The following is a 21,517-nucleotide window of genomic DNA, read 5'->3' on the forward strand; positions in this document are numbered from 1 at the left end:
AGCCCTGGAAACCGCAGCGCTCGTGCTTGATATGGATTGCCATGTTTTTGCAAAGCCCATAGCTGCTTATTTGTTGGGTTATCATTCTTATCCAAGGTGTTGACAAACGCGAGCCCTTGCATACCTGTTAAGTTTTCTAAGTCTGTTTGACTGAATGTGTTACCGACTTCCTCCAACAGAAGCAAGTCAAGATTCATTTCGTGACACCAGGTGTCGAAGGTTCTTCTCCGGCCTTCTGAGGAAGTCTTCCCCATGTTTATATTCCAGAATGCTACTTTCACCATCGGACAATTCTCCTTTCTTGAATTCCAGCGCAAGGCCAACAATAACCCAGGGCTGTTTCATTGTCAATTTTCCGCTTCACTGAACCTCCCGAATGGCAGGGGTTCCGCTCCTGTTTTTCTATTATTAAAAATAGTATAAAAAAACGGCTATTTGCTTACCAAAAGCGGCTTTGAGCCCCTCAACCATGAATTTTATGGTCGAGCATTGATGCCGCAGCTATGCACAAAGCCGGTTACAGCTTCTATTGTTCTGATAATGGCATTTGGTTAGTGGATTCGGTATCACCAGAATATTTACAGTTCACATTTGAGTCTAAATGTAATCCAAAAGGTGAGAAAAAGCATAAAAGCTGTAGAGGAGCAACAGGATAGCCATGACCTGCACCATACGGGAATTAGAGGAAGGCATGGTTGTACCCCTTACCCACATGGATACGGCTGCTCCCATGGCAAAGCTAGAACTGAGTACCAGATAGGGCCAGTCACTGGTATATCCCCAGGTGGCTAGTAAAGCCATTGCCAATGAGGTCATCATTAATTCAACGAACTCTGGTGGATTGTACTGGCTTGAAAGCACTAATGTTCGCCACCAAAACTGCCAAAGTCTCATAAATTAAAGCAGCTAGTTAATGCTCTAAGCTAGCGTTGACTGAGGACTCTGATATTATAATATAGTTATGCTTATTGTTATGCTGCTGTAAGTCGCTGAGAGCTTCTTCGGTTTGAACTTGAGGAAAGTTGAGGTAGAAGCGGCTAACACTCAGAAAGGGTTCTGGTGTTTGTAAGATAACCATGCGATCGCACCACTTTGATAACCACTTGATTAATCCTCCTGGTGCCACTGGTGTGCAAATCCAGACCTGTGCTGGATTGTGGGCTTTTACTGCTTCCGTTGCTGCTGCTATGGTCATCCCAGTAGCAATGCCATCATCAACCAGCAACGCTAGCGCCCCAGTAGGATTGGTTTTCGGGCAACCCGGTTGGAGTTGAGCTAGCTGAGCTTGGGCTTTTTCTTGAGCTTGAGCTAATAGTATTTCCCGCCATTGAGCATTTTTGTTTGGCCATCGCCTTTGCCCAGACCACAGTACAACTCCGGAGGAAGTCACCGCACCGATTGCTAATTCTGGGTTGCTAACCGTAGCAATTTTTTTTGCCACTACAATATCTAGCGGACAATCCAGTGCTTGAGCGACTGGTGCTGCTACTGGGATACCCCCCCGAGGTAGTGCGTATACAATAGGTGTTGCATCAATACCTGTAGCGTGCAGCCTGCTCACCAAGGGGATAAGTGCTTGAGCAAGCTGCTCACCGGCATCAGCGCGATCGCTAAACAGCGGGGCAGTGTACATGGCTTCCTCCGGCATGAAGTTGCCTGATATGTATTATAATTACTGATTTTTGTCAAGATTACTGTATCAAAAGAAAGAATTGTAATAATTAGTTGCTCACAATCTCCTCAATCTACTATTAGTAGTAAGGTGCCTTATGCCTGCAAAAATTTCTGTGAGTCCTCATGTCCAACGGAGAACAACTTAGTCTTTTTGACGAGTCAGAGTTAACCCCATCAAAGCCCAACAATGTCCAAAGGGACCTAATCCCCACTGATGCCAAAATCCCTATTCCTGCTGGCACTTACGACACCATGGAATCCTTGACAGAACACTGTCAATCTTGCCAACGCTGCGAATTAGGAGCTACCCGCACTAAGGCTGTTATTGGACGTGGCAACCCTAAGGCCCTAATTATGATTATTGGGGAAGGACCGGGTAAACAAGAAGATGAGACTGGTATGCCCTTTGTAGGCAGAGCAGGGAAACTGTTGGAGAAAATTTTGGCATCTGTGAAAATCGATACTGAACAAGATGTATATATTTGTAATATGGTCAAGTGCCGACCTCCTGGTAACCGCACTCCTACTCCTAATGAAATTGAGGCGTGCAAACCTTACTTGTTGGAACAAATTCGCCTAGTAGAACCCCAAATTATTCTTTTCACTGGTGCTACAGCGGTCAAAGGCTTAACTGGTAACAAGCAGGGCATTACTAAAATTCGCGGCACCTGGATGGAATGGGAAGGGCATAAGTGGTGTATGCCAATTCTCCATCCTGCTTACTTACTGCGGAATCCGAAACGAGATCCAGGTAGTCCAAAGTGGATGATGTGGCAAGATATCCAGAAAGTGCGTGCTAAGTTAGACGAGATTCGATGAAACTTCAAAAATGATTATTGATGAAACTTGGTATCAACGACCACCTGGAGTTTCTGAGGCTACCTCCGCTGGTGGTATTGTTGCCCGCCGTTGGGAGCAGCAGATATACATTGCTCTAGTTCAAGAAGGCAATAGACTTGAATACGTTTTACCGAAAGGTCATGTAGAACCAGGAGAAACTATTGTAGAGGCAGCAGAGCGAGAAATTGCGGAAGAAGCGGGCTTAAATGACCTAAAATTTATTGCTGAACTGGGAGTTAAGGAACGATTAGACTTTGCCAAACAGTGTTGGAAAAAGACTTACTATTTTTTGTTCATTACTGACCAAATTGACGGCACTCCTACTGATCCAAATCTCAGTTACCAGCTGCGGTGGTTTCCGATAGATGAATTACCAACATTATTCTGGCCAGAACAACAAGAACTGATTCAAACCAATAATAAGCTGATCCAAAAGTCTTTAGGGATTGAATAAGAAATGGGGAATATCAAATTCCCCATCAGTTACTGTTAACTAAAAAGCACAACACTATTGCTAAATCACACCACAAGCCACTCGAGCACCACCCCCTCCCAAGGGTTTGGGAATATCTGAATAATTGTCACCTTGAGCGTGAATGATCAGAGAGTGACCCTTAAGGTCAGCAACCTTTAACCGTGGGGCTACTACTGGAGTCTTAGCAACACCCTGTTTATTAACCACTAGCCTTGGCAAATCACCTAAATGACCATTACCGAATGGTCCTTCATGTTTGCCGGTATTTTCTGGATCATAATGACCACCAGCAGCTAAGCCAGAAACTACTTTACCTTCCTTCTGGCCTGGACCACAGTTGGGCTTTGCATGGACATGGAAGCCATGTTCTCCAGGAGTTAATCCAGACAGATTCGAAGTTAGCTGCAGACCCTTCTCGGTTTGGGTTGCTTTGACAATGCCAATCTCTTCACCAATGCCTTTGGTATCAGTCAAATGCATGGTGACGGTTAGTGGTGTTGACACGGGATTGATTGGAACAAGCCGAGATTATAAATATTGCGATCGCAGCTAATAGGCTGATAATTTTCATACTCAACTACACCCCACTTACAGATAGGTCTCCAAGGGTTTGAGATCCTTTTGGATTTCCGTTTCGCTATTCCCTACCGTAACTTTTTTGAGCTTGAGCTGAGTTTTCCATCCTTCTACGGTCAGACAAAGTAGGATGATGATCACTATCGAGCTCAGGGCTCTCAACTGGAGTATACAACAGTGACGCGCTGATTCTAGAGAAAATCAGCTGACAGCGGTCAGCTGACCGCGTAGCTTGCGTGGCACAGGCTTCGACGCTGGGAGGTAGCGCATATGCGCTACCTAAGTATTAATCCCGATCCAGGTTGGATAGTTGAGTGTTCACATGAGCCAGATAGCTAGAATCATGGATGGTTTCTGGGGATAATCTTCCTCTTGCAATAGCACTGGCTACGAGGTCTTTGGCGGTAATTCTCTTGCTTTTTATAGCGCTGATGAAAGCAGCATTACTGGGAATACCTTGGTCAGCAAAGTAGCCTTGATAACCGAGATAGACCAGGTTAAACGGTTGAACTTCGACAATATTGTTACGGCTGGTGGTGGAGTTGGCAGCGATTTCCGATGCTAAGACGGGAGTGGTAGCGGTGGCAATCAACAAAGTGCCTAAACTGCCAAGTACGAGACGTTTCATTTTTGTTCCTCCTAGGGTTGATTCGCTTAATTGGTTAACTGCTTATCTTTAATTACTAGAATGTAGGTCTTAACTTATGTAAGCATTCAGCTATCAGTTAATGTTTACATAAGTATTAATCCCGATCCAGGTTGGATAGTTGAGTGTTTACATGAGCCAGATAGCTAGAATCATTGATAGTTTCTGGGGATAATCTTCCTCTTTCAATAGCACTGGCTACGAGGTCTTTGGCGGTAATTCTCTTGGTTTTTACAGCGCTGATGAAAGCAGCATTACTGGGAATACCTTGGTCAGCAAAGTAGCCTTGATAACCGAGATAGACCAGGTTAAACGGTTGAACTTCGACAATATTGTTACGGCTGGTGGTGGAGTTGGCAGCGATTTCCGATGCTAAGACGGGAGTGGTAGCGGTGGCAATCAACAAAGTGCCTAAACTGCCAAGTACGAGACGTTTCATGTTTGTTCCTCCTAAGGTTGATTCGCTTAATTGGTTAACTGCTTATCTTTAATTACTAGAATGCAGGTCTTAACTGAGGAGGAAGTGACCGTTAACTGAGAATTTGATAAGGTGTTGCTAAGGAAACTGAATTAACCCTGGTTGACTGACAAAACTAATCAACCACGTACTGGTACGAAAGTATTTTGAATTCCAGTCGATACCGTCGTTTATCATGTTGTTTTCGTGAGGCCATCACCGGGTCAGGATCATGAGCAACTCAGGTGCGACCCGTGGCGAATTTAATTCTTAATGGTAAGAGCGCACCTATGTGAAACGAACCCGACGAATCAGTCTCCAGGCATTTTCCCTCGGAGGCTTTGACATCATGTTTATCACTACCCTCGCCTTGACCTACTGGTTTGCCGTAATATCATGTCAGGATAATTACCCTTAATAAAAATTTCCCCCATCTCCCCATCTCCCCACACTTCCCACCCTCCCCACACTTCCCACCCTCCCCACCCTCCCTCATAAGGGTAGGTTTTTTACAAAGACCTCAGGTGTGGGGTGACCGGGTGTGGGGGATAAGAAAATGTACTTAATTTGTCGTTAAAAATCATCAAGACAGTGAGATGCACCCACAGGGAATCGGAAAAAAAACCTGTGTACATCATAACTATGATAAACCCTATCAAACGCTACTAAATATAGCATTTAAAAATAGATAATCAACCCCAATGTTGATGATTTAGCATAACACAAAAAAATACTGGTATATATTTTATGCTGCTCTTAATTTACCTAACATAATTTTATTTTTCATGAAAAATAAAATTATAGTATAGCAGTCGCCAGAGCAGTTAGGACATGACAAAAGTCTCACACCCTTTGTAAGCGCAAGAGTTTGACTTCTGACTTCTGACTTCTGACTTCTGACTTCTGCTATATTTATAGGTATAATAAATAAATTAGGATATTTTTTAATGCTATATTACCTACTCCCTATTACCTATTACCTATTACCTGTTACCTTTTTAGATCAATCCTAGTTTCACATATCATGTGAAAACGCTATAGTTTTAAAATTGCTGTCAGTGTGGGATTATAAGATAAGAGCCGAAAGAAATGAATGTTATCTTGCCCCTGAGGCATAATCGATGAGTGCAGAAATTATTTGTGTAGGTACCGAACTGCTGCTGGGGGATATTCTCAACAGCAATTCTCAGTTTTTAGCCCAGGAGCTAGCCGCATTGGGGATTCCTCACTACTATCAGACAGTAGTGGGAGATAATATCGGGCGTTTACAGCAAGTATTGGCAATTGCTAGTGAGCGCTCCACTATCCTAATATTTACTGGTGGTCTTGGTCCGACGCCCGATGACTTGACCACGGAAGCGATCGCTAAATTTTTTGGGGCTCCTCTGATTGAAGAACCAGATGTTATAGAGGACATCACTCAGAAGTTTGCCCGGCGGGGACGTCAATTAACTACCAATAACCGCAAGCAAGCCCTAATTCCAGAAGGGGCACAAGTATTACCCAACTTGAATGGAACAGCTCCTGGTATCATCTGGAAACCCCGTGCTGATTTAAGCATTCTCACGTTTCCTGGTGTTCCTAGGGAAATGAATCAGATGTGGCGAGACACGGCTGTTCCCTATCTCAAAAGCCAAGGCTGGGGTAAAGAAATCGTTTATAGCCGGATGTTGCGGTTTTGGGGGATTGGAGAATCGGCTTTGGCTGAGAAAGTTGCTCCCTTTTTTGACCTTACCAACCCCACCGTTGCTCCCTATGCTAGTAAGGGACAAGTGAGGTTAAGAGTTTCGGCCCGTGCGGCTTCAGAAAGTGAAGCACAACAGTTCATTGAACCAGTAGCCCAAAAATTACAGGAGATTGGGGGAATTAACTATTTCGGTACTGACACCGATACCCTAGCCTCTGTAGTGGGTCAGCTATTAACGGCTGCCTCAGAAACGTTGAGCGTAGCAGAATCCTGTACTGGTGGCGGTATTGGCAGTATGATAACCAGTGTCCCGGGGAGTTCTAATTATTTTTTGGGGGGTATCATTGCTTATGATAACGCTGTGAAAACTGGTGTACTGGGAGTGAATTCCTCAGACTTGAAGGCGATGGGGGCGGTAAGTAAGGTTGTAGCAGAGCAAATGGCAACAGGAGTGCGATCGCTTCTTTCTTCAACCTGGTCACTTAGTATTACAGGCATAGCTGGACCTGGAGGCAATACCGATACCAAGCCTGTGGGTCTAGTTTACATTGGTCTAGCCGGACCAGATGGCATTTTAGAATGCTACAAGTACACCTTGGGTCAACATCGGAGTCGGTCTGACCTACGTCACATCAGCGCCTGCTATGCCCTTGATCGCCTACGGTGCAAATTGCTGAGTCGGTGAACTTGTTAGTTAGCGTTATTTAGCAGGCAGTAGTGCACCCCATCACCCTGTTCAATCTAAATTTCAAGCTAAATCCCTGCACCTGGGGGCCAAGTGGTGAAAATAAACACCACCACAGTAGCGATCGCAAGCATTGCCTGAATCAAATTTCCTACCAATGAACCGACTACAATCCCCAAGCCAGCTTTAAAGGATTGCTTAATTCTATCCTGTAACTTTAACTTCCGTTGATAGAGAAACTCACCTACAAACGCCCCTAACAACGGTCCAAGCAAAATCCCTAGTAACGGTCCGCCGAAGGGCAAGGCGGGTAAAAGACCAAACACCCCCATGAACAAGCCGATTATGGAACCAATTTGTCCCCAATTACTAGCACCAGCTTTTTTGGCTCCCCAGTAAGCGGCTAAAAAATCGACCCCCATACCCAGTAGCAACACAAAGATAGCTACGCCCAATGCCCAGGTGACGCTACTAAAGCCCTCAGCAATACCCCAAATTATGGTGGCAGCTAAAATCAACATGGCACCGGGAATGCCAGGAACAACCGAACCAATAATGCCTACTAGCATCAGCAGAATCAGGAACCAGTACAAAATGATTAACCACATTATTTAAATTCGAAGCGGTACCCACATCTTATAAATGACCAGAGAGAGTATTGGCGACTTTATCAGCAATCCCCTCAATCCACTTTTCATCTTGTTTAGTGTAACTTCGGGGAGCATTGGCTGCCAAAATTAGCGCTCCTTGGTTGCCAATCGGTTGACATATGACACCTTGTGTGTTATCAGGCAAGTAGTCAAATTCAAGTCGCCCTGGATAGAGCTTCAGGTTAACCAGATACACGGCTTTTTGAGTTTCGAGAACCCGCTTGAGAATAGCTCCAGGCTCGACTTGGGGATTTTTGCCCAAGATCCCCCGCCGCAGCAAGACTTTGCCTTGGTATACCACCACAAGCGATCGCGTTACCGTATTAGTCAGTAATAGATGGGATGCCCAGGCTAATTCAGTTTTGACCTGATCTGGCAGCTCTGGAGCGAGGTCGAAACCCTCTTCGCCAATCAGTTTAACGGCATCAGGAGGTTTGGGCTGTACCTGCTGCCACAGTAAACCTGTCAAAATCAAGACAGCACAAACAATTACCCCTACAGCATCAGAACGAGCTTGAGAATTGGTGAGCTGGGAGGTTAATAAACGATTGATCAGCAACAGACCCCCTGCCAATCCTCCAACCGCAAATGGCAGCAGCCGCAGTACATCATTTTGGTCGGGTTTAGCCATCACTCACCTGTTGGTTGTTAGTTCAGGACTTACGAAGCTGAAACGAAACATCAAGGTGTTATTATTTGTCATCTGGTTCAATGATCCGTTGGAACAAATAACCTGTACCTCGTGCGGTGAGAATTAGCTCAGGATTACTAGGATCATCCTCTAACTTGGCTCGTAACCGGGAGATGTGGACATCTACTACACGGGTATCCACATGGCGTTCAGGGGTATAGCCCCACACTTCCTGCAAAATTTCAGAACGGGAGAATGGTTCTCCGGAACGTCTGACTAATAACTCTAGAAGACTGAACTCCATCCCAGTCAGGCGAATCCGCTCATCCCCTTTGTAGACTTGTCGCTTATTGGTGTCGATTTTGATACTCCCGACATGAATCACCCCAGAACTAGGAATACCAGCAGCCCCCACTTTATCAAACCTGCGCAGTACGGAACGAATACGGGCTTCCAATTCTTTTGGAGAAAAGGGCTTGACCACATAGTCATCTGCTCCTAACTCTAGACCGGTAATCCGGTCAGCTACATCCCCTAAAGCAGTTAGCATAATAATGGGAATGTCTGATTCCTTGCGTAATTCTTGACAGACACCATAGCCGTCTAGCTTTGGCATCATCACATCTAACACCACTAGGTCAGGCTCTGTATCACGAAATGTGTTTAGGGCTTCTTCTCCATCAGCGGCTGTGACTACTTCGTAGCCAATCATGGATAACCTAGTTTCTAATATTCGACGGATACTGGCCTCGTCATCAACAACAAGAATTTTTTCTTTATGAGTTTCCAATGGACGTTATACTCCTGAAATGGTGAAGTAAGATTAATGATTTATTAATTTATCAGTAGTTTATCTCTAAAATGTAACCCTTTACAAAGTTGGTTTTATCGTTGAGAATTATATTTTCCTTGCTGGTGAAGTCTTCCTTGACTTTCATTAATGTTAATTTAATTATTGAGTTTTTTTAAGAGTTTTTAAGACTTTTCAAGTAGGATGCCGAAGCCTAAAACGCTCTATGTGTGTAATGCCTGTGGTGCTGAGTCCTCCCAATGGTTCGGCAAATGTCCTGCCTGTGGTACTTACAATTCCTTGGATGAGGTAGCTCCCCCAACTCCGGTCAAAATCAGTCGCGGGGGTTGGCAATCCAATACTTATTCGGATAACCACGAGCCTAACACTGGACCGGCTCAACCCAGATCATCCCTTACCTTCTCAGAAATTGTTGATACTGTCGAGATCCGCTTCCCCTCAGGCTATGGGGAACTCGACCGAGTGCTCGGAGGTGGCGTTGTGCCTGGGTCTTTAGTATTAATTGGTGGCGATCCAGGCATTGGCAAATCAACCTTAATGCTCCAAGTTGCCAATCAACTTGCCAAGTTACATCGCATTCTATACGTTTGTGCAGAAGAATCAGGACAGCAGGTAAAACTGCGAGCATCTCGCCTGGGTGTGGTATCAGCAGAAACCTCTGATCTCGAATCTAATAACAGTAGGGTCAAAAACGACCCTAAGTCTTCTAAGTCTAAGTCTTCTAAGTCTAAGTCTTCTAAGTCTAAGTCTTCTAAAACCCCTATAGCCGCTCAAGAGTCTGACTCTCAAGAGTCTGACTCTAAAGACGCTGAGCTGTATATTCTACCAGAAACTGATTTAGAGGAAATTCTGCGAGAGTTGGAGTCCCTCAAACCTCAGGTAGCAGTGATTGACAGTATTCAGACTCTTTATTTTCCGGCCTTGACCTCTGCTCCTGGTTCTGTTGCTCAAGTGCGGGAATGTACCTCTGCCCTGATGCAGGTAGCAAAGCGGTCAAACATTACTCTGTTAATTGTGGGTCATGTGACCAAAGAAGGCGCGATCGCAGGACCAAGGGTACTGGAACACTTAGTCGATACTGTATTGTACTTTGAAGGCGATCGCTTTGCTTCCCACCGGCTACTGCGTTCTGTTAAAAACCGCTTTGGGGCTACTCATGAAATCGGTATTTTTGAAATGGTCAGCAACGGTTTGCAGGAAGTCTTGAATCCTTCTGATCTGTTTTTGGGTAACCGAGATGAAATGAGTCCTGGTACTGCTACTGTAGTGGCTTGTGAAGGTACTCGTCCGATTCTGGTAGAGTTGCAAGCCCTAGTAAGTCCTGCTAGTTATGGGGCACCCCGCCGCTCAACCACTGGAGTTGATTACAACCGCTTACAACAAATCCTGGCAGTGTTGGAAAAGCGAGTTGGGATTCCCCTATCCAAATTAGATGCTTATGTAGCAACAGCAGGAGGGCTAGGAGTAGAAGAACCAGCAGCTGATTTAGGAATGGCTATTGCGGTAGTAGCTAGTTTTCGCGATCGCGTTGTCGATCCTCGCACGGTTATGATTGGTGAAATCAGCTTAGGGGGGCAAGTGCGACTAGTCTCTCAGATGGAACTCCGACTCAAAGAAGCTGCCAAGTTAGGGTTCAAGCGAGCCATTGTACCCAAAGGTCAAACCTTACCTGATCTCGGTATTGAAATTATTCAAGTATCGAGAGTACTAGATGCCATTATTGCTGCCTTGCCTGGGGGATTACGCCAGGACTTCCCTGAAGATATCGAGGATCAGATCTAAGATCTAAGATCAAGTTCGGTTGAATACCCATCATAACCAGGAGGGTGGGGAGATGGGGAGATGGGGAGATGGGGAGATGGGGAGATTTTTATTAAGGGTAATTATCGGTATATCATATCCTATCTCTTTGATAATGTTCCCGATTCCCGATTCCCAATTCCCGATTCCCGATTCCCGATTCCCGATTCCCGATTCCCGATTCCCGATTCTAAATTCTAAATTCTAAATTCTAAATTCTAACTTCCCGATTCAATCTGCGGCCATAAACTCCAAATAACTACTACTCAACTCCTTGACTGCCAACTCATAAAACTGCTTACCATGTTGCGGTGTTGCTAAGGCTGGATTAGACCCCATACGACCATCGGGATAACGGCGACGAAAATCTGCGGCTCCATAAATTGGGTGTCCAGACGCAACGGTTTCTGACAGGGGTGCTCGTTTAATGGCTTCGGGATAGAGATATTGGGTAAGTGCTACCTCAGAAGGAGTAGCATGGGAACCTTCTTGATTCCCATACAACTCCTTAGCTAATTTATAGACAGAACGGCACATAAACCAATTAGCTACCCGACACTGAACCCTTTCCCCATTAGGAATCTGTAAATCGCTCAAGTGGGCGTAACTTTCAGAAAACGCTGCCTTAAGGGTAGCGATATTACCCCCATGACCATTGATAAAGAAAAACTTGGTGAACCCAGCTCTAGTCAAGCAAGTCAGATAATCTTTGATCACCTGAATTAATGTACTCGGTTTCAAACTGATGCTACCGGGAAAAGCCGTGTGGTGTAGCGCCATCCCGACATTAATGGTGGGAGCAACTAGGGCATTGGTTGCTTCAGACACACCTTTTGCGATCGCTTCTGCACATATTGCGTCGGTGCCAATCAACCCCGTTGGTCCATGTTGTTCCGTTGAACCAATGGGCAGAATAATCCCTGGTGATTGCTTTAGGTAAGCTTCAATTTCTTTCCAAGTACTCAAGTGTAGCAGCATGGTTCATTTTAGAGGGTTAGTTGTTGTGGGATACTCTTAAACCGTGATTAATCGGGGTAAACCCGGTACCACGGGTCAAGGTGCAATTTATTGTTGCTTGAGTGAGGGGTGGTCAAACAGCAATTGGAGTCAAGCCTACCACCCATCTTGTCTAAGCGCTCCTGGCATCCCGGCCAGGAGATCCCTAAAAGATTGAGCAAAGCTCATGCTTAGGGTCAAGCCAACCTAGCTCAACCGCATTAGCTAAACTCAAGTCCATATCTTCAAGGAATCGCGCGGTACGACGCAACAACACTGCTTGAACTTCAACCCTAGTCATAAACCGGGAGATTTCCTTGTCTGTACCACGGGCAAGGATGTTTAATGCAGCATTGTGATCAGCCTGCAACACGACCCCATTAAATCTGATAAAACTGTCCCCTTTCCTAACCCCTAATAGAGTGCCAGTTACGGAGTCAATTTGCGACGTGTAGCTTGGCTGAATTTCTGAAACTACTGAACCAGTCCAGTTAGCCCATTTTTGTAAAGAGTCTCGAATAGCTCCTTTCATCCAGCTATTCAATTTTCGAGACATTGATAATGATTGACGTTTCCCTTTGATTGGTTGGGTTAAATCTTCCGCAAAAACTTTTAATGATTCCCCATTAAAAAGTGACCTACTTGCAGCGCCTATAATAGCTATAATTCCTGCCTGGTCTTTCTTAAGCGACGATTTCTGTTTTTCGGCTCAGATTATTTCTAGTATGCGAGCTGACTTGGCAGGATCTATTTTCTCTAATTTTCTATGCAGCGCCCACAACTGGCCACGATTCCGGTTTTTCTTGACAATTCTGTCAGACTTGTTGGTCGCTAATTTACCTAAGCCCAGACCATAGGCACGACCATCCGAATCATAAAACACTTCCGTGTAACCCTTATCCACGCCGAGACAGCGACGTTCGCTGGTAACATTGACAACCCCGTAATTAACCAAGAAATGGATTTCAAATCGCTGCAACAATGGGTTGTAAATTAGCCTAATTTGCCCAGTTATTTTTCGATTAGATCTCACCAAGAGCCGATTACGTTTTCCACGACGTAGTCCGGCTAATTCTAATTGGTAGGTGTACCTATAAATACGCTTACAGGAGTAACCATCCTGTTGATAAACTATCTGATTCTTAACCCAAGAATGGCCACGTCGAAACGTTTTTCTGACAATTCGATGTAAAAACGGATCACTAAGAAAACTTGGAGTTGATAGTTGTTTGTAGCATTGACTTCGACGCTGTTCGTTTTCTTTGCCTGGAAAGCGCTTATGTAGAATTTTCCCTAATGCTTCAATACCAGCAGCTTGTTGGGCACTAATGGCTTTAGCGACATCGCTAACCGTCCATTCCATTAGTTTGGATGGTAGACCTAAAGATTCTGGAGTTCTCAAAGATCTAACCTCTGGGTAGGCTTTCCGCCAGTCGAGTCCCCAATGGCTAACGCTGCCAAGCTTGTTGTAGGACTCAGAACGAACGATGCCTAAGCGTTGCATTATGGCAAAAAGCTCAGTTTCAACTGCCATTGACATCCCAATTACTGGGACTACCTGGGTTGAAAGCTTCTTTGTTGTGCCTGATTTTTTCTTGCGCTTAGACATCGTTGGCTATTCTTGGCCTTTTTGTCTATTATACCCCAAAAAATCCCGTTTTATCCCGCTTTTTGACTACTTAATTGCAAGGCATTTGCCCAACCTCTCCTTGCTAGTAGGTGCAGAGGTATGGATTGGCTGTAAGACTTGGGGTTTTATCTTAATTAGGCACAATGGCTCCATAATCTATCTGCAGCCAGATAATATATTGGTAAAAATAAGGTTAATTGATGATTAAGTCAATATTCTGATTGACAGATGCGTGTTACTGCTTGTATATCTTGACTTGTAACCTCAGTTACCAAGTTTTCTTACTTTATGCTTGCTCTCGACATACCCCACAGTCCTTCCGGTTCAGAACTGACCAAGGCTAAACAAGTCTTAGTGGTGGAAGACGAAGAACTAATCCGAGAAATGATCGTCCTAGCCCTGCAAGAAGAAGGTTACGAGGTTTTAACTGCTTCGGACGGCGCTACAGCTTTGACTATGCTTCAGGATAGCGATCACACTGGTTACTCTGTGGATTTGCTCATATTAGACCTAATGCTACCTCAGGTGAATGGTTTAGATCTGTGTCGGTTGCTACGTTATCGAGGAAATCCCATTCCGATCATGATTCTTAGTGCCAAAGCTAGTGAAACAGATCGGGTTTTAGGTTTGGAAGTTGGTGCAGACGACTACCTCACTAAACCGTTCAGTATGCGGGAGTTGATTGCTCGTTGCCGAGCCTTAATTCGTCGCCAACACTTGAATGGTATCACTCCAACACCCGTCCAGCAATTCCGAGAGATCAAGCTGTACCCCCAAGAGTGTCGGGTGACGGTTCGGGGAGAAGACGTTAATTTATCTCCCAAGGAGTTTCGACTTTTGGAGTTATTTATTAATAATCCCCGCCGAGTTTGGTCTCGGGACCAATTAATTGATCAAGTATGGGGAATGGATTTTGTGGGAGATACTAAAACAGTGGATGTTCATATTCGCTGGTTACGGGAAAAATTAGAAGAAGACCCCAGTAAACCAGAATACCTGATCACTGTAAGGGGTTTTGGTTATCGCTTTGGATAAATAATGAAGGATAGAGAAAGAATAGATAAAGGATAGATAAAGAATAGATAAAGGATAGATAAAGGACAGATAAAAAATCAAGAATCAAGGATAAATAATCAATGAAATATGAAGGAAAGATAAAGGATAAAGTATTATAAAGTACGAAGTCCTTTATACTTCATATTGTAAGCATTCAGCCGTTGGCCTTTGGCCACGCTACTTGAGGTGCCGTCAGCTGTCAGCCGTCAGCTGTCAGCCGTCAGCTTAAAATAAACCTATGCAGACCTATGGCCACGCTAAGCGAACGGGAGAATTTAATATTGATAGAGAAGCATGAGAATTGAAAGTATGGGTAAAAGCCCATTGCCCATAAGCTGAGAGCTGAGAGCTGAGAGCTGAGAGCTGAGAGCTGAGAGCTGAGAGCTGAGAGCTGAGAGCTGAGAGCTGAGAGCTGAGAGCTGAGAGCTGAGAGCTGAGAGCTGAGAGCTGAGAGCTGAGAGCTGAGAGCTGAGAGCTGAGAGCTGAGAGCTGAGAGCTGAGAGCTGAGAGCTGAATGCTGAGAGCTGAATGCTGAGAGCTGAATGCTGAGAGCTGAATGCTTACTTCATATTTTTTTTTATTATGACCCTCCTAGCATTTTTACTAGGTCTGGCTTTGGGAATTGGGCTGTGGCTGTGGCAGCAGCGCCAACTCAAACAACGGCTACAGCAAATGTTGGGAACACTACAGGTGGATGCTACCAGCAACTCATTGTCAGCAGTTTCTCGTTTGCGGCAAGCGATCGCAAGAGCCAATCATCAACGAGAAGAGATGGAGCAGGAACTGCAAACCTGGCAAGAATTACTTCAGGTAGCACCCTTAGGTTATTTTCTGGTGGATGAAGAAAACCAGTTACTATGGTGCAACCAGCAAGCACGTCAGTTATTACATATTCATGACTGGGAATCAGGAGAAATCCGGTTATTCCTGGAGTGGGTGCGTTCCTACGAATTAGATCAGCTGATTCAAACTACCCGTCAGCAGCAGCAACCTGGGATCTGTGAATGGGTATTTCACCCCAGTTGCTTAAAGGGGGATGCCATGGGTGAAATGCGATCGCTTTATCTAAGAGCTTCCAGTTGGCCCTTACCCCAGAAACAAGTTGGTGTGTTTCTCGAAAATCAACAACCTTTGGTAGAACTGGCTGAGTCTCGCAACCAGTGGTTTGGGGATTTAGCCCACGAACTCAGAACCCCGTTAACCTCCATTAGTTTAGTGGCGGAAACGTTACAGAGTCGTCTGGAGGCTCAGGAAAGCCGCTGGGTGGAGAAAATGCTCGCAGAAGTCAAACGGCTGATTCAGCTTGTGGAAGATTGGCTGGAAATTAGTAAACTCAAGCAAGACCCCACCCTACATCTTAACTGTCAATCCATAGAACTAAAGAGTTTAATTTTTAGGGTCTGGCAAACCCTAGAACTCCTAGCCCAACAGAAGAACTTAACCCTTGCCTATCATGGACCCAATCAATTGTATCTGGAAGCTGATCCCTCTCGCCTGACTCAGGTGTTTCTAAATTTATTTGACAACAGTATTAAACACAGCCCACCTCAGGCTGCTATTAGAGTTGAGGTTAATGCTATATCTTCCCACAAGGCGTTGGAATGCGATACTTGGATTCAAATTAAGGTGATCGACGCAGGAGATGGTTTTGCCGAGTCAGATTTACCCCGTGTCTTTGAGCGACTTTACCGGGGAGATCACTCAAGAGCCAGAGACCAGAGTAATTATAGTAATGGAGAGCCATTACCTGTGCGTGGTGGCAGTGGTCTAGGACTATCCATTGTGCAGCAAATTATTGAGGCTCACGGTGGCTCTATCCTAGCCACCAATCACTGGGAAACAGGTGGTGCCTGTATAGAAATTGCACTTCCAGATACCACCAAAGGTTGATTAAATTTGCTATTACTAAGTGTTATACTACCATATCCTGCTCGCCCAATCATCAGCTGCCTGTCATGAACCCTTTTCGCCAATGTGCTGGTAGGTTGAAGGTTGAAGGTTGAAGGTTGAAGGTTGAAGGTTGAAGGTTGAAGGTTAAATGTTAAAGGTTGAAGGTTGAAGGTTGAAGGGTGTTCGCCCTTGGGGTTCCTGTAGGGTAGGTTGAAGGTTTAATAACCTGTAACCTGTAACCAGCTAACCTGTAACCAGCTAACCTGTAACCAGCTAACCTGTAACCAGCTAACCTGTAACCAGCTAACCTGTAACCAGCTAACTTTCAACCAGCTAACCTGTAACCAGCTAACCTGTAACCAGCTAACCTGTAACCAGCTAACCTGTAACTGGCTAACCTGTAACTGGCTAACCAGCTAACCTGTAACCAGCTAACCTGTAACCAGTTAACCTGTAACCAGTTAACAGCATGAACCCAAGCCCTAAACCCTAAACCCTTCATCGAAATACTGCCTGCTAATTTGTTTACCGGAAGGATGGGAGCGATCGCATCTAATCTTGATGTGCTGTTGGGCAGTTATTTATGTTACGGCAAAGCTTTCTTCCCCATGCATAAATATATATAAATCACAGGGGCTTCCAGCCTTCCCTTAGCAACCCCTATTTCCTGGTGAGTTTATCTTCTGCTAATAGTTCTGTCAGCAACATGTCTGAGCGTTCACACTTCCAGCGCTCCCTGAAGCGTTTGGCACAAGATGTTTTGCGTATGGGGGCTCTGGTAGAGCAATCTTTTAGACTAAGTCATCAAGCCCTGTTTGAGCGCAATCTCGAGACTGCCCAACATCTTGCCTCTCTTGATAAGCGCATTGATGGCTACTATCACCAAATTGAGATGGAATGTGTCACGTTAATGGCTCTGCAATCTCCCGTTGCCCAAGATTTACGGCTTCTGAGTGCCTTTATGCAACTAGTACGAGACTTAGAGCGCATTGGTGATTATGCTGAAGACCTGGGAGAACTATCAATAAAGCTGTTTCCTTATCCACCCCATCCCTGTATGCCAGAGGTGGAACTTATGTCTCATCATGCCCAAGCTATGCTGGCAACAAGTTTAAAAGCCCTAGCGGATTTAGATGCCATTGCTGGGCAAACGGTCAAAAAGCTGGACGATACAGTAGACGATGCCTATGACCAACTGTATCAAACCTTGGCCAGTCAGCGGGATATCAAGGGTGTTGTTGAACCAATTCTTTTACTAGGACTAGTGATTCGCCATTTAGAACGAATGGCTGACCATGCTACCAATATTGGTCAACGAGTCTCTTATATTGTCACTGGTCAACGTTCAGGAGTTACTCCTAGGCGTTAGGTTCACTGGTTAGATAGCAATCCGATCTGAGTTTTTAAATACCAGAACAAGCCAAGAGGGTAAAGATGGGTAAGAATCTGAAGCCCTTGCTTGTTGACGTTGCAATTAGGATTGCTATATCATATCTTAGCTAAATAAGATGCTAGCCGTGACATACTCCCACACGCTCATCGAAGATTACAGTGTGGGCTTCTTACCAACTCCAGCCATCACTATCGGCTTTCGCCGACGCGGGGCGCGTTCGGATACACGGGTTACTTTATTAACGACACGGGATGCCCCGACCCACCGGAACAATACAATGAGTTCTATTTTTTAGGCACGTAAGTGGCTGACTTGCCCAGCATTTAAGGCCGTAGGCCACGCTACGCGAACGGCTTTGTTTATCAGTACATATATTATAGCAATTTTATAATACCCTGTGCAAAATTCATCCCACACCTATGCTAAGCATTAGGTGTGGGATGAATTTTGCCGGACAGCTAAACATAAAAGCATCTTTCTTAACCTGATTATTACCAAAGCCTTACCTCCCCTTCAACCTCAAGCCGTATAATCTAGAGCGCACAGACAACGATTGCTCTGTTGCTTAAAAGGATTGGTATCGTAAGTCACTACAATCGAGTATTTTTCTCGAAAAGCTAGCTCCCCTGATCACACAAAAAATGATATGCTAATCCAGAGTTGTCCTATAACTAACGAATTGTAGTGGTTATAGGAAAAAATTGCGGACTGCATTGAGTCCAAGAGTGTTGTCTACTAGGTGTGAGGTTGATTGACAAAGGATGTCAACAATTTTTTGGAATACTATCAAATATAGTCCCGCTGTGCTAGGGGCTTCGCTGCTGGTGGCTAACAATACCTATGCTGCTCCCAGCCTTGAGGAATCTTCTACTGAAACTCAAGTGGCTCCACAAGAGCTAACGGTTGCCCAGGCTACGGGTGAGTCTAACTCGGAAATTTTAAAACAAATCAATATCTACAACAACCAGGGCACAAATGTAGATTCGATAGACCAGGTCACCAGTGTTTCCCAACTGCGGGACGTATCTCCTGGTGACTGGGCTTATGAAGCTTTGCGCTCTCTGGTAGAACGGTATGGCTGTATTGCTGGTTATCCTAACCGCACATTCCGTGGAAACCGGGCAACTACCCGTTATGAGTTTGCGGCTGGTTTGAATGCTTGCTTGAACCAAATTGAGCGGTTAATTGCGGCGAGCACAGCGGACTTTATTACCAGGGAAGACTTGGAAACCCTGCAACGGCTGATTCAAGAGTTTGAAGCAGAACTGGCTACCCTAGGGGCACGGGTGGATAACTTAGAAGGTCGGGTGGCTTTCCTAGAAGACCATCAGTTCTCCACCACCACCAAACTCAAAGGGGAAGTTCTGTTTACCTTTGCTGGTGCCTTTGGGGAAGAACAAGCTGAAGCTGAAGAAAGGCGATTAGATGGAGATGACGAAGACGATGATGATGACGAAGAAGCTCAGGAAGGCATTGATGAAAACATTACCTTCAGCAACAGGGTACGTCTGAACTTCGATACCAGTTTCACCGGTAAAGACCGGTTGAGAACTCGTTTGCAGGCAGGGAACTTTACTAGGCTCAGTAGTGTGACTGGTACCGACATGGCTCGCTTGGGTCATGATGCCGGTGGTGGCAACGATGTGGAAATTACTGAATTGCACTACCGCTTCCCCATTGGTAAGAAATTAAGGGCTTATGTGGGAACCACTGGCCTGGACTTGCATGACATTTTCAACCCGACCAACCCCATCCTGGCAAGCAGTGGCAGTGGTGGCTTATCCCGGTTTATCCGCCGTAACCCCCTAACTCATCGGGGAGTAACCGGAACTGGTGGCGGTTTCACCTATAAATTTAGTGATGCCTTGAAACTATCAGTACTTTATTTGGCTGATGATGGTGATGCTTCTAATCCCGGTGAGGGCTTAGGATTGTTCAATGGTGCCTATAGCGCTGGTGCTCAACTGGGTATTTCCCCCATTGATAATTTGGATCTATCTTTGACCTACGTCCGTAGTTACCAGCCAGGAGACAGTGTCAATCTTTCGGGTAGCACTGGTAGTGAACTGGCCCAGGAACCATTCGGTAATACGGCTACCTCTGCCAATCGCTTAGGAGCACAAGCCAGTTTGCGCCTGACCGAACAAATTCACATCGGCGGTTGGTTTGGTTATATTGATGCTGAAGCAGAAGATGATAATGGTACGGTAGAAGAAGGTGACAATGCTGACATCTTCACTTGGCTAGCCACCCTGTCTTTCATTGATTTAGGCAAAGAGGGAGCTGTGTTCAGTATTGCCGGGGGTGTGCCACCTAAGGCTACCGAAATTGATGGTACCGAACAAGAAGATGAAGATACTTCCTACCTGGTTGAGGCACAGTACAAATTCCCCATTAGCAAGAACATCCTGATTACTCCAGGAGCCTACGTGATTTTCAATCCTAATCACGATGAAGGCAATGATACGATTTGGGTTGGAGCCATCCGTACCACCTTTAAGTTCTAAGTAAAAATACTAGGTACAAATTCTAGGTATTGCTATCAGCTATCTGCTGTGATTTATCAGCAGATAGCTGACTAGTTTAGGAGAAGTCACAAGTCACAAGTCACAAGTCAAACTCTTGCGCTTACAAAGGGTGTGAGACTTTTGTCATGTCCTAACTGCCCTGTCTTGATGCAGTCGCTCATGGGGAGGGGCTGTGTGCGGAACCTGCGTCCGCACCTGTCTTGATGCAGTCGCTCATGGGGGAAACCCCCAAGACCGCGCTGCATCGCTGTAAGCCCCGTGGAAACCCCCAAGACCGCTTAGGTGCGCTTTCCGCATTAAGAATTAAATTCGCCACGGGTCGCACCTCTGCATCGCTGGCGACTGCTGTATCGTAAGTGACTAAAATCGAGGATGAGTATCTTTCTCGAAAAATCACAAAAAAAATGATATGCTAATCCAGAGTTGTCCTATAACTAACGAATTTTCGTGGTTGTAGGACAAAGTGGCGGACTGCATTGAGTCCAAGAGTGTTGTCTACTAGGTGTGAGGTTGATTGAGAAAAGATGTCAACAAGTTTTTGGAATACGATCAAATATAGTCCCGCTTTGCTAGGGGCTTCACTGCTGGTGGCTAACAGTGCCTATGGTGCTCCCAGCCTGGAGGAATCTTCTACTGAAACTAAAGTGGCTCCACAAGAGCTAACCGTTGCCCAGGCTACGGGTGAGTCTAACTCGGAAATTCTACAACAAATCAATATCTACAACAACCAGGGCACGGATGTAGATTCGATAGACCAGGTCACCAGTGTTTCCCAACTGCGGGATGTATCTCCTGGAGACTGGGCTTATGAAGCTTTGCGCTCTCTGGTAGAACGGTATGGCTGTATTGCTGGTTATCCTAACCGCACATTCCGTGGAAACCGGGCAACTACCCGTTATGAGTTTGCGGCTGGTTTGAATGCTTGCTTGAACCAGATTGAGCGGTTAATTGCAGCTAGCACCGCTGATTTTATTACCCGGGAAGACTTGGAAACCCTGCAACGGCTGATTCAAGAGTTTGAAGCCGAATTGGCTACCCTAGGGGCACGGGTGGATAACCTAGAAGGTCGGGTGGCTTTCCTAGAAGACCATC

At 45.3% G+C, this 21,517-nt stretch carries 24 protein-coding genes; 10 read left to right on the forward strand and 14 right to left on the reverse strand.

Annotated elements, in window-relative coordinates; all coding sequences use genetic code 11:
• The 3 genes from LYNGBM3L_RS18380 to LYNGBM3L_RS18390 all read right to left on the reverse strand — a co-directional run.
• On the reverse strand, nt 1–284 hold a 284-nt coding region (locus LYNGBM3L_RS18380; protein WP_161603173.1), incomplete at its 3' end, for a hypothetical protein.
• Between the two features lie 313 nt (nt 285–597).
• A complete protein-coding gene (locus LYNGBM3L_RS18385; protein WP_008186354.1) occupies nt 598–894 on the reverse strand; it encodes a hypothetical protein in 297 nt (98 codons plus the stop codon).
• Between the two features lie 16 nt (nt 895–910).
• Nucleotides 911–1,633, reverse strand: a complete 723-nt coding sequence (locus LYNGBM3L_RS18390) for a phosphoribosyltransferase (protein WP_044493815.1) — start codon at nt 1,631–1,633, stop codon at nt 911–913.
• A gap of 164 nt (nt 1,634–1,797) precedes the next feature.
• Here LYNGBM3L_RS18390 and LYNGBM3L_RS18395 point away from each other — a divergent pair, with 164 nt between their 5' ends.
• A complete protein-coding gene (locus LYNGBM3L_RS18395; RefSeq protein ID WP_008186358.1) occupies nt 1,798–2,493 on the forward strand; it encodes a uracil-DNA glycosylase in 696 nt (231 codons plus the stop codon).
• Nucleotides 2,494–2,503: 10 nt separating this feature from the next.
• Nucleotides 2,504–2,968 (forward strand): NUDIX domain-containing protein, encoded by a 465-nt coding sequence (locus tag LYNGBM3L_RS18400; protein ID WP_008186360.1) that lies wholly within the window; start codon nt 2,504–2,506, stop codon nt 2,966–2,968.
• A 60-nt stretch (nt 2,969–3,028) separates the two neighbouring features.
• Here LYNGBM3L_RS18400 and sodC read toward each other — a convergent pair whose 3' ends face one another.
• From sodC to LYNGBM3L_RS18415, 4 genes are all read right to left on the reverse strand, one after another.
• Complete coding sequence (gene sodC / locus LYNGBM3L_RS18405) at nt 3,029–3,493, reverse strand: superoxide dismutase family protein (RefSeq protein WP_202799221.1); 465 nt, start codon at nt 3,491–3,493, stop codon at nt 3,029–3,031.
• 84 nt (nt 3,494–3,577) lie between these two features.
• Nucleotides 3,578–3,706, reverse strand: a complete 129-nt coding sequence (locus LYNGBM3L_RS48785; RefSeq protein WP_267872058.1) for a hypothetical protein — start codon at nt 3,704–3,706, stop codon at nt 3,578–3,580.
• Nucleotides 3,707–3,851: 145 nt separating this feature from the next.
• The gene (locus tag LYNGBM3L_RS18410; RefSeq protein WP_008186364.1) at nt 3,852–4,193 is read right to left on the reverse strand and encodes a hypothetical protein; all 342 of its coding nucleotides are present in this window, start codon (nt 4,191–4,193) and stop codon (nt 3,852–3,854) included.
• Between the two features lie 115 nt (nt 4,194–4,308).
• On the reverse strand, nt 4,309–4,650 hold the full coding sequence (locus tag LYNGBM3L_RS18415) for a hypothetical protein (protein ID WP_008186367.1): 342 nt from the start codon (nt 4,648–4,650) through the stop codon (nt 4,309–4,311).
• A gap of 1,139 nt (nt 4,651–5,789) precedes the next feature.
• On the opposite strand from LYNGBM3L_RS18415, the gene LYNGBM3L_RS18420 reads away from it, so the two are divergent.
• Nucleotides 5,790–7,040 (forward strand): competence/damage-inducible protein A, encoded by a 1,251-nt coding sequence (locus LYNGBM3L_RS18420; protein ID WP_008186371.1) that lies wholly within the window; start codon nt 5,790–5,792, stop codon nt 7,038–7,040.
• Between the two features lie 68 nt (nt 7,041–7,108).
• Here LYNGBM3L_RS18420 and LYNGBM3L_RS18425 read toward each other — a convergent pair whose 3' ends face one another.
• The 3 genes from LYNGBM3L_RS18425 to rpaB form a co-directional block, all read right to left on the reverse strand.
• Nucleotides 7,109–7,648, reverse strand: coding sequence for a DUF456 domain-containing protein (locus LYNGBM3L_RS18425; protein ID WP_008186373.1), 540 nt, complete (start codon nt 7,646–7,648; stop codon nt 7,109–7,111).
• Nucleotides 7,649–7,676: 28 nt separating this feature from the next.
• A complete protein-coding gene (locus tag LYNGBM3L_RS18430; RefSeq protein ID WP_008186376.1) occupies nt 7,677–8,321 on the reverse strand; it encodes a cofactor assembly of complex C subunit B in 645 nt (214 codons plus the stop codon).
• A gap of 61 nt (nt 8,322–8,382) precedes the next feature.
• Nucleotides 8,383–9,111 (reverse strand): response regulator transcription factor RpaB, encoded by a 729-nt coding sequence (gene rpaB, locus LYNGBM3L_RS18435; RefSeq protein ID WP_008186378.1) that lies wholly within the window; start codon nt 9,109–9,111, stop codon nt 8,383–8,385.
• A gap of 204 nt (nt 9,112–9,315) precedes the next feature.
• Here rpaB and radA point away from each other — a divergent pair, with 204 nt between their 5' ends.
• Both radA and LYNGBM3L_RS43860 read left to right on the forward strand, forming a co-directional pair.
• The gene (gene radA / locus LYNGBM3L_RS18440; RefSeq protein ID WP_008186382.1) at nt 9,316–10,914 is read left to right on the forward strand and encodes a DNA repair protein RadA; all 1,599 of its coding nucleotides are present in this window, start codon (nt 9,316–9,318) and stop codon (nt 10,912–10,914) included.
• A gap of 60 nt (nt 10,915–10,974) precedes the next feature.
• Entirely contained in the window at nt 10,975–11,133 is a 159-nt protein-coding gene (locus tag LYNGBM3L_RS43860; protein ID WP_154659846.1) for a hypothetical protein, read from the forward strand.
• A gap of 30 nt (nt 11,134–11,163) precedes the next feature.
• Here LYNGBM3L_RS43860 and LYNGBM3L_RS18445 read toward each other — a convergent pair whose 3' ends face one another.
• The 3 genes from LYNGBM3L_RS18445 to LYNGBM3L_RS47590 form a co-directional block, all read right to left on the reverse strand.
• Entirely contained in the window at nt 11,164–11,910 is a 747-nt protein-coding gene (locus LYNGBM3L_RS18445; RefSeq protein WP_008186384.1) for a creatininase family protein, read from the reverse strand.
• A gap of 184 nt (nt 11,911–12,094) precedes the next feature.
• Nucleotides 12,095–12,484 carry a zinc ribbon domain-containing protein gene (locus LYNGBM3L_RS47585; RefSeq protein WP_008181416.1) on the reverse strand — a complete coding sequence of 130 codons (390 nt, stop codon included), beginning with the start codon at nt 12,482–12,484 and terminating at the stop codon, nt 12,095–12,097.
• Between the two features lie 153 nt (nt 12,485–12,637).
• Nucleotides 12,638–13,537 (reverse strand): hypothetical protein, encoded by a 900-nt coding sequence (locus tag LYNGBM3L_RS47590; protein ID WP_008186388.1) that lies wholly within the window; start codon nt 13,535–13,537, stop codon nt 12,638–12,640.
• 309 nt (nt 13,538–13,846) lie between these two features.
• On the opposite strand from LYNGBM3L_RS47590, the gene LYNGBM3L_RS18455 reads away from it, so the two are divergent.
• The 4 genes from LYNGBM3L_RS18455 to LYNGBM3L_RS18470 all read left to right on the forward strand — a co-directional run bounded on the left by LYNGBM3L_RS18455 (nt 13,847) and on the right by LYNGBM3L_RS18470 (nt 20,404).
• Nucleotides 13,847–14,593 carry a response regulator transcription factor gene (locus LYNGBM3L_RS18455; RefSeq protein WP_008186390.1) on the forward strand — a complete coding sequence of 249 codons (747 nt, stop codon included), beginning with the start codon at nt 13,847–13,849 and terminating at the stop codon, nt 14,591–14,593.
• A 603-nt stretch (nt 14,594–15,196) separates the two neighbouring features.
• Entirely contained in the window at nt 15,197–16,504 is a 1,308-nt protein-coding gene (locus LYNGBM3L_RS18460; protein ID WP_008186392.1) for a sensor histidine kinase, read from the forward strand.
• A gap of 706 nt (nt 16,505–17,210) precedes the next feature.
• Nucleotides 17,211–17,873 (forward strand): phosphate signaling complex protein PhoU, encoded by a 663-nt coding sequence (gene phoU, locus LYNGBM3L_RS18465; RefSeq protein ID WP_008186395.1) that lies wholly within the window; start codon nt 17,211–17,213, stop codon nt 17,871–17,873.
• 785 nt (nt 17,874–18,658) lie between these two features.
• The gene (locus LYNGBM3L_RS18470; protein ID WP_008186397.1) at nt 18,659–20,404 is read left to right on the forward strand and encodes an iron uptake porin; all 1,746 of its coding nucleotides are present in this window, start codon (nt 18,659–18,661) and stop codon (nt 20,402–20,404) included.
• Nucleotides 20,405–20,582: 178 nt separating this feature from the next.
• On the opposite strand, the gene LYNGBM3L_RS43865 is transcribed toward LYNGBM3L_RS18470, so the two are convergent.
• Nucleotides 20,583–20,741: a hypothetical protein gene (locus tag LYNGBM3L_RS43865; RefSeq protein ID WP_154659802.1), complete on the reverse strand. Its 159-nt coding sequence runs from the start codon at nt 20,739–20,741 to the stop codon at nt 20,583–20,585.
• A gap of 208 nt (nt 20,742–20,949) precedes the next feature.
• Here LYNGBM3L_RS43865 and LYNGBM3L_RS38570 point away from each other — a divergent pair.
• A partial coding sequence (locus LYNGBM3L_RS38570) for an iron uptake porin (protein WP_008186399.1) occupies nt 20,950–21,517 on the forward strand: 568 nt, incomplete at its 3' end.

Source organism: Moorena producens 3L, from assembly GCF_000211815.1.
GTDB lineage: Bacteria > Cyanobacteriota > Cyanobacteriia > Cyanobacteriales > Coleofasciculaceae > Moorena > Moorena producens.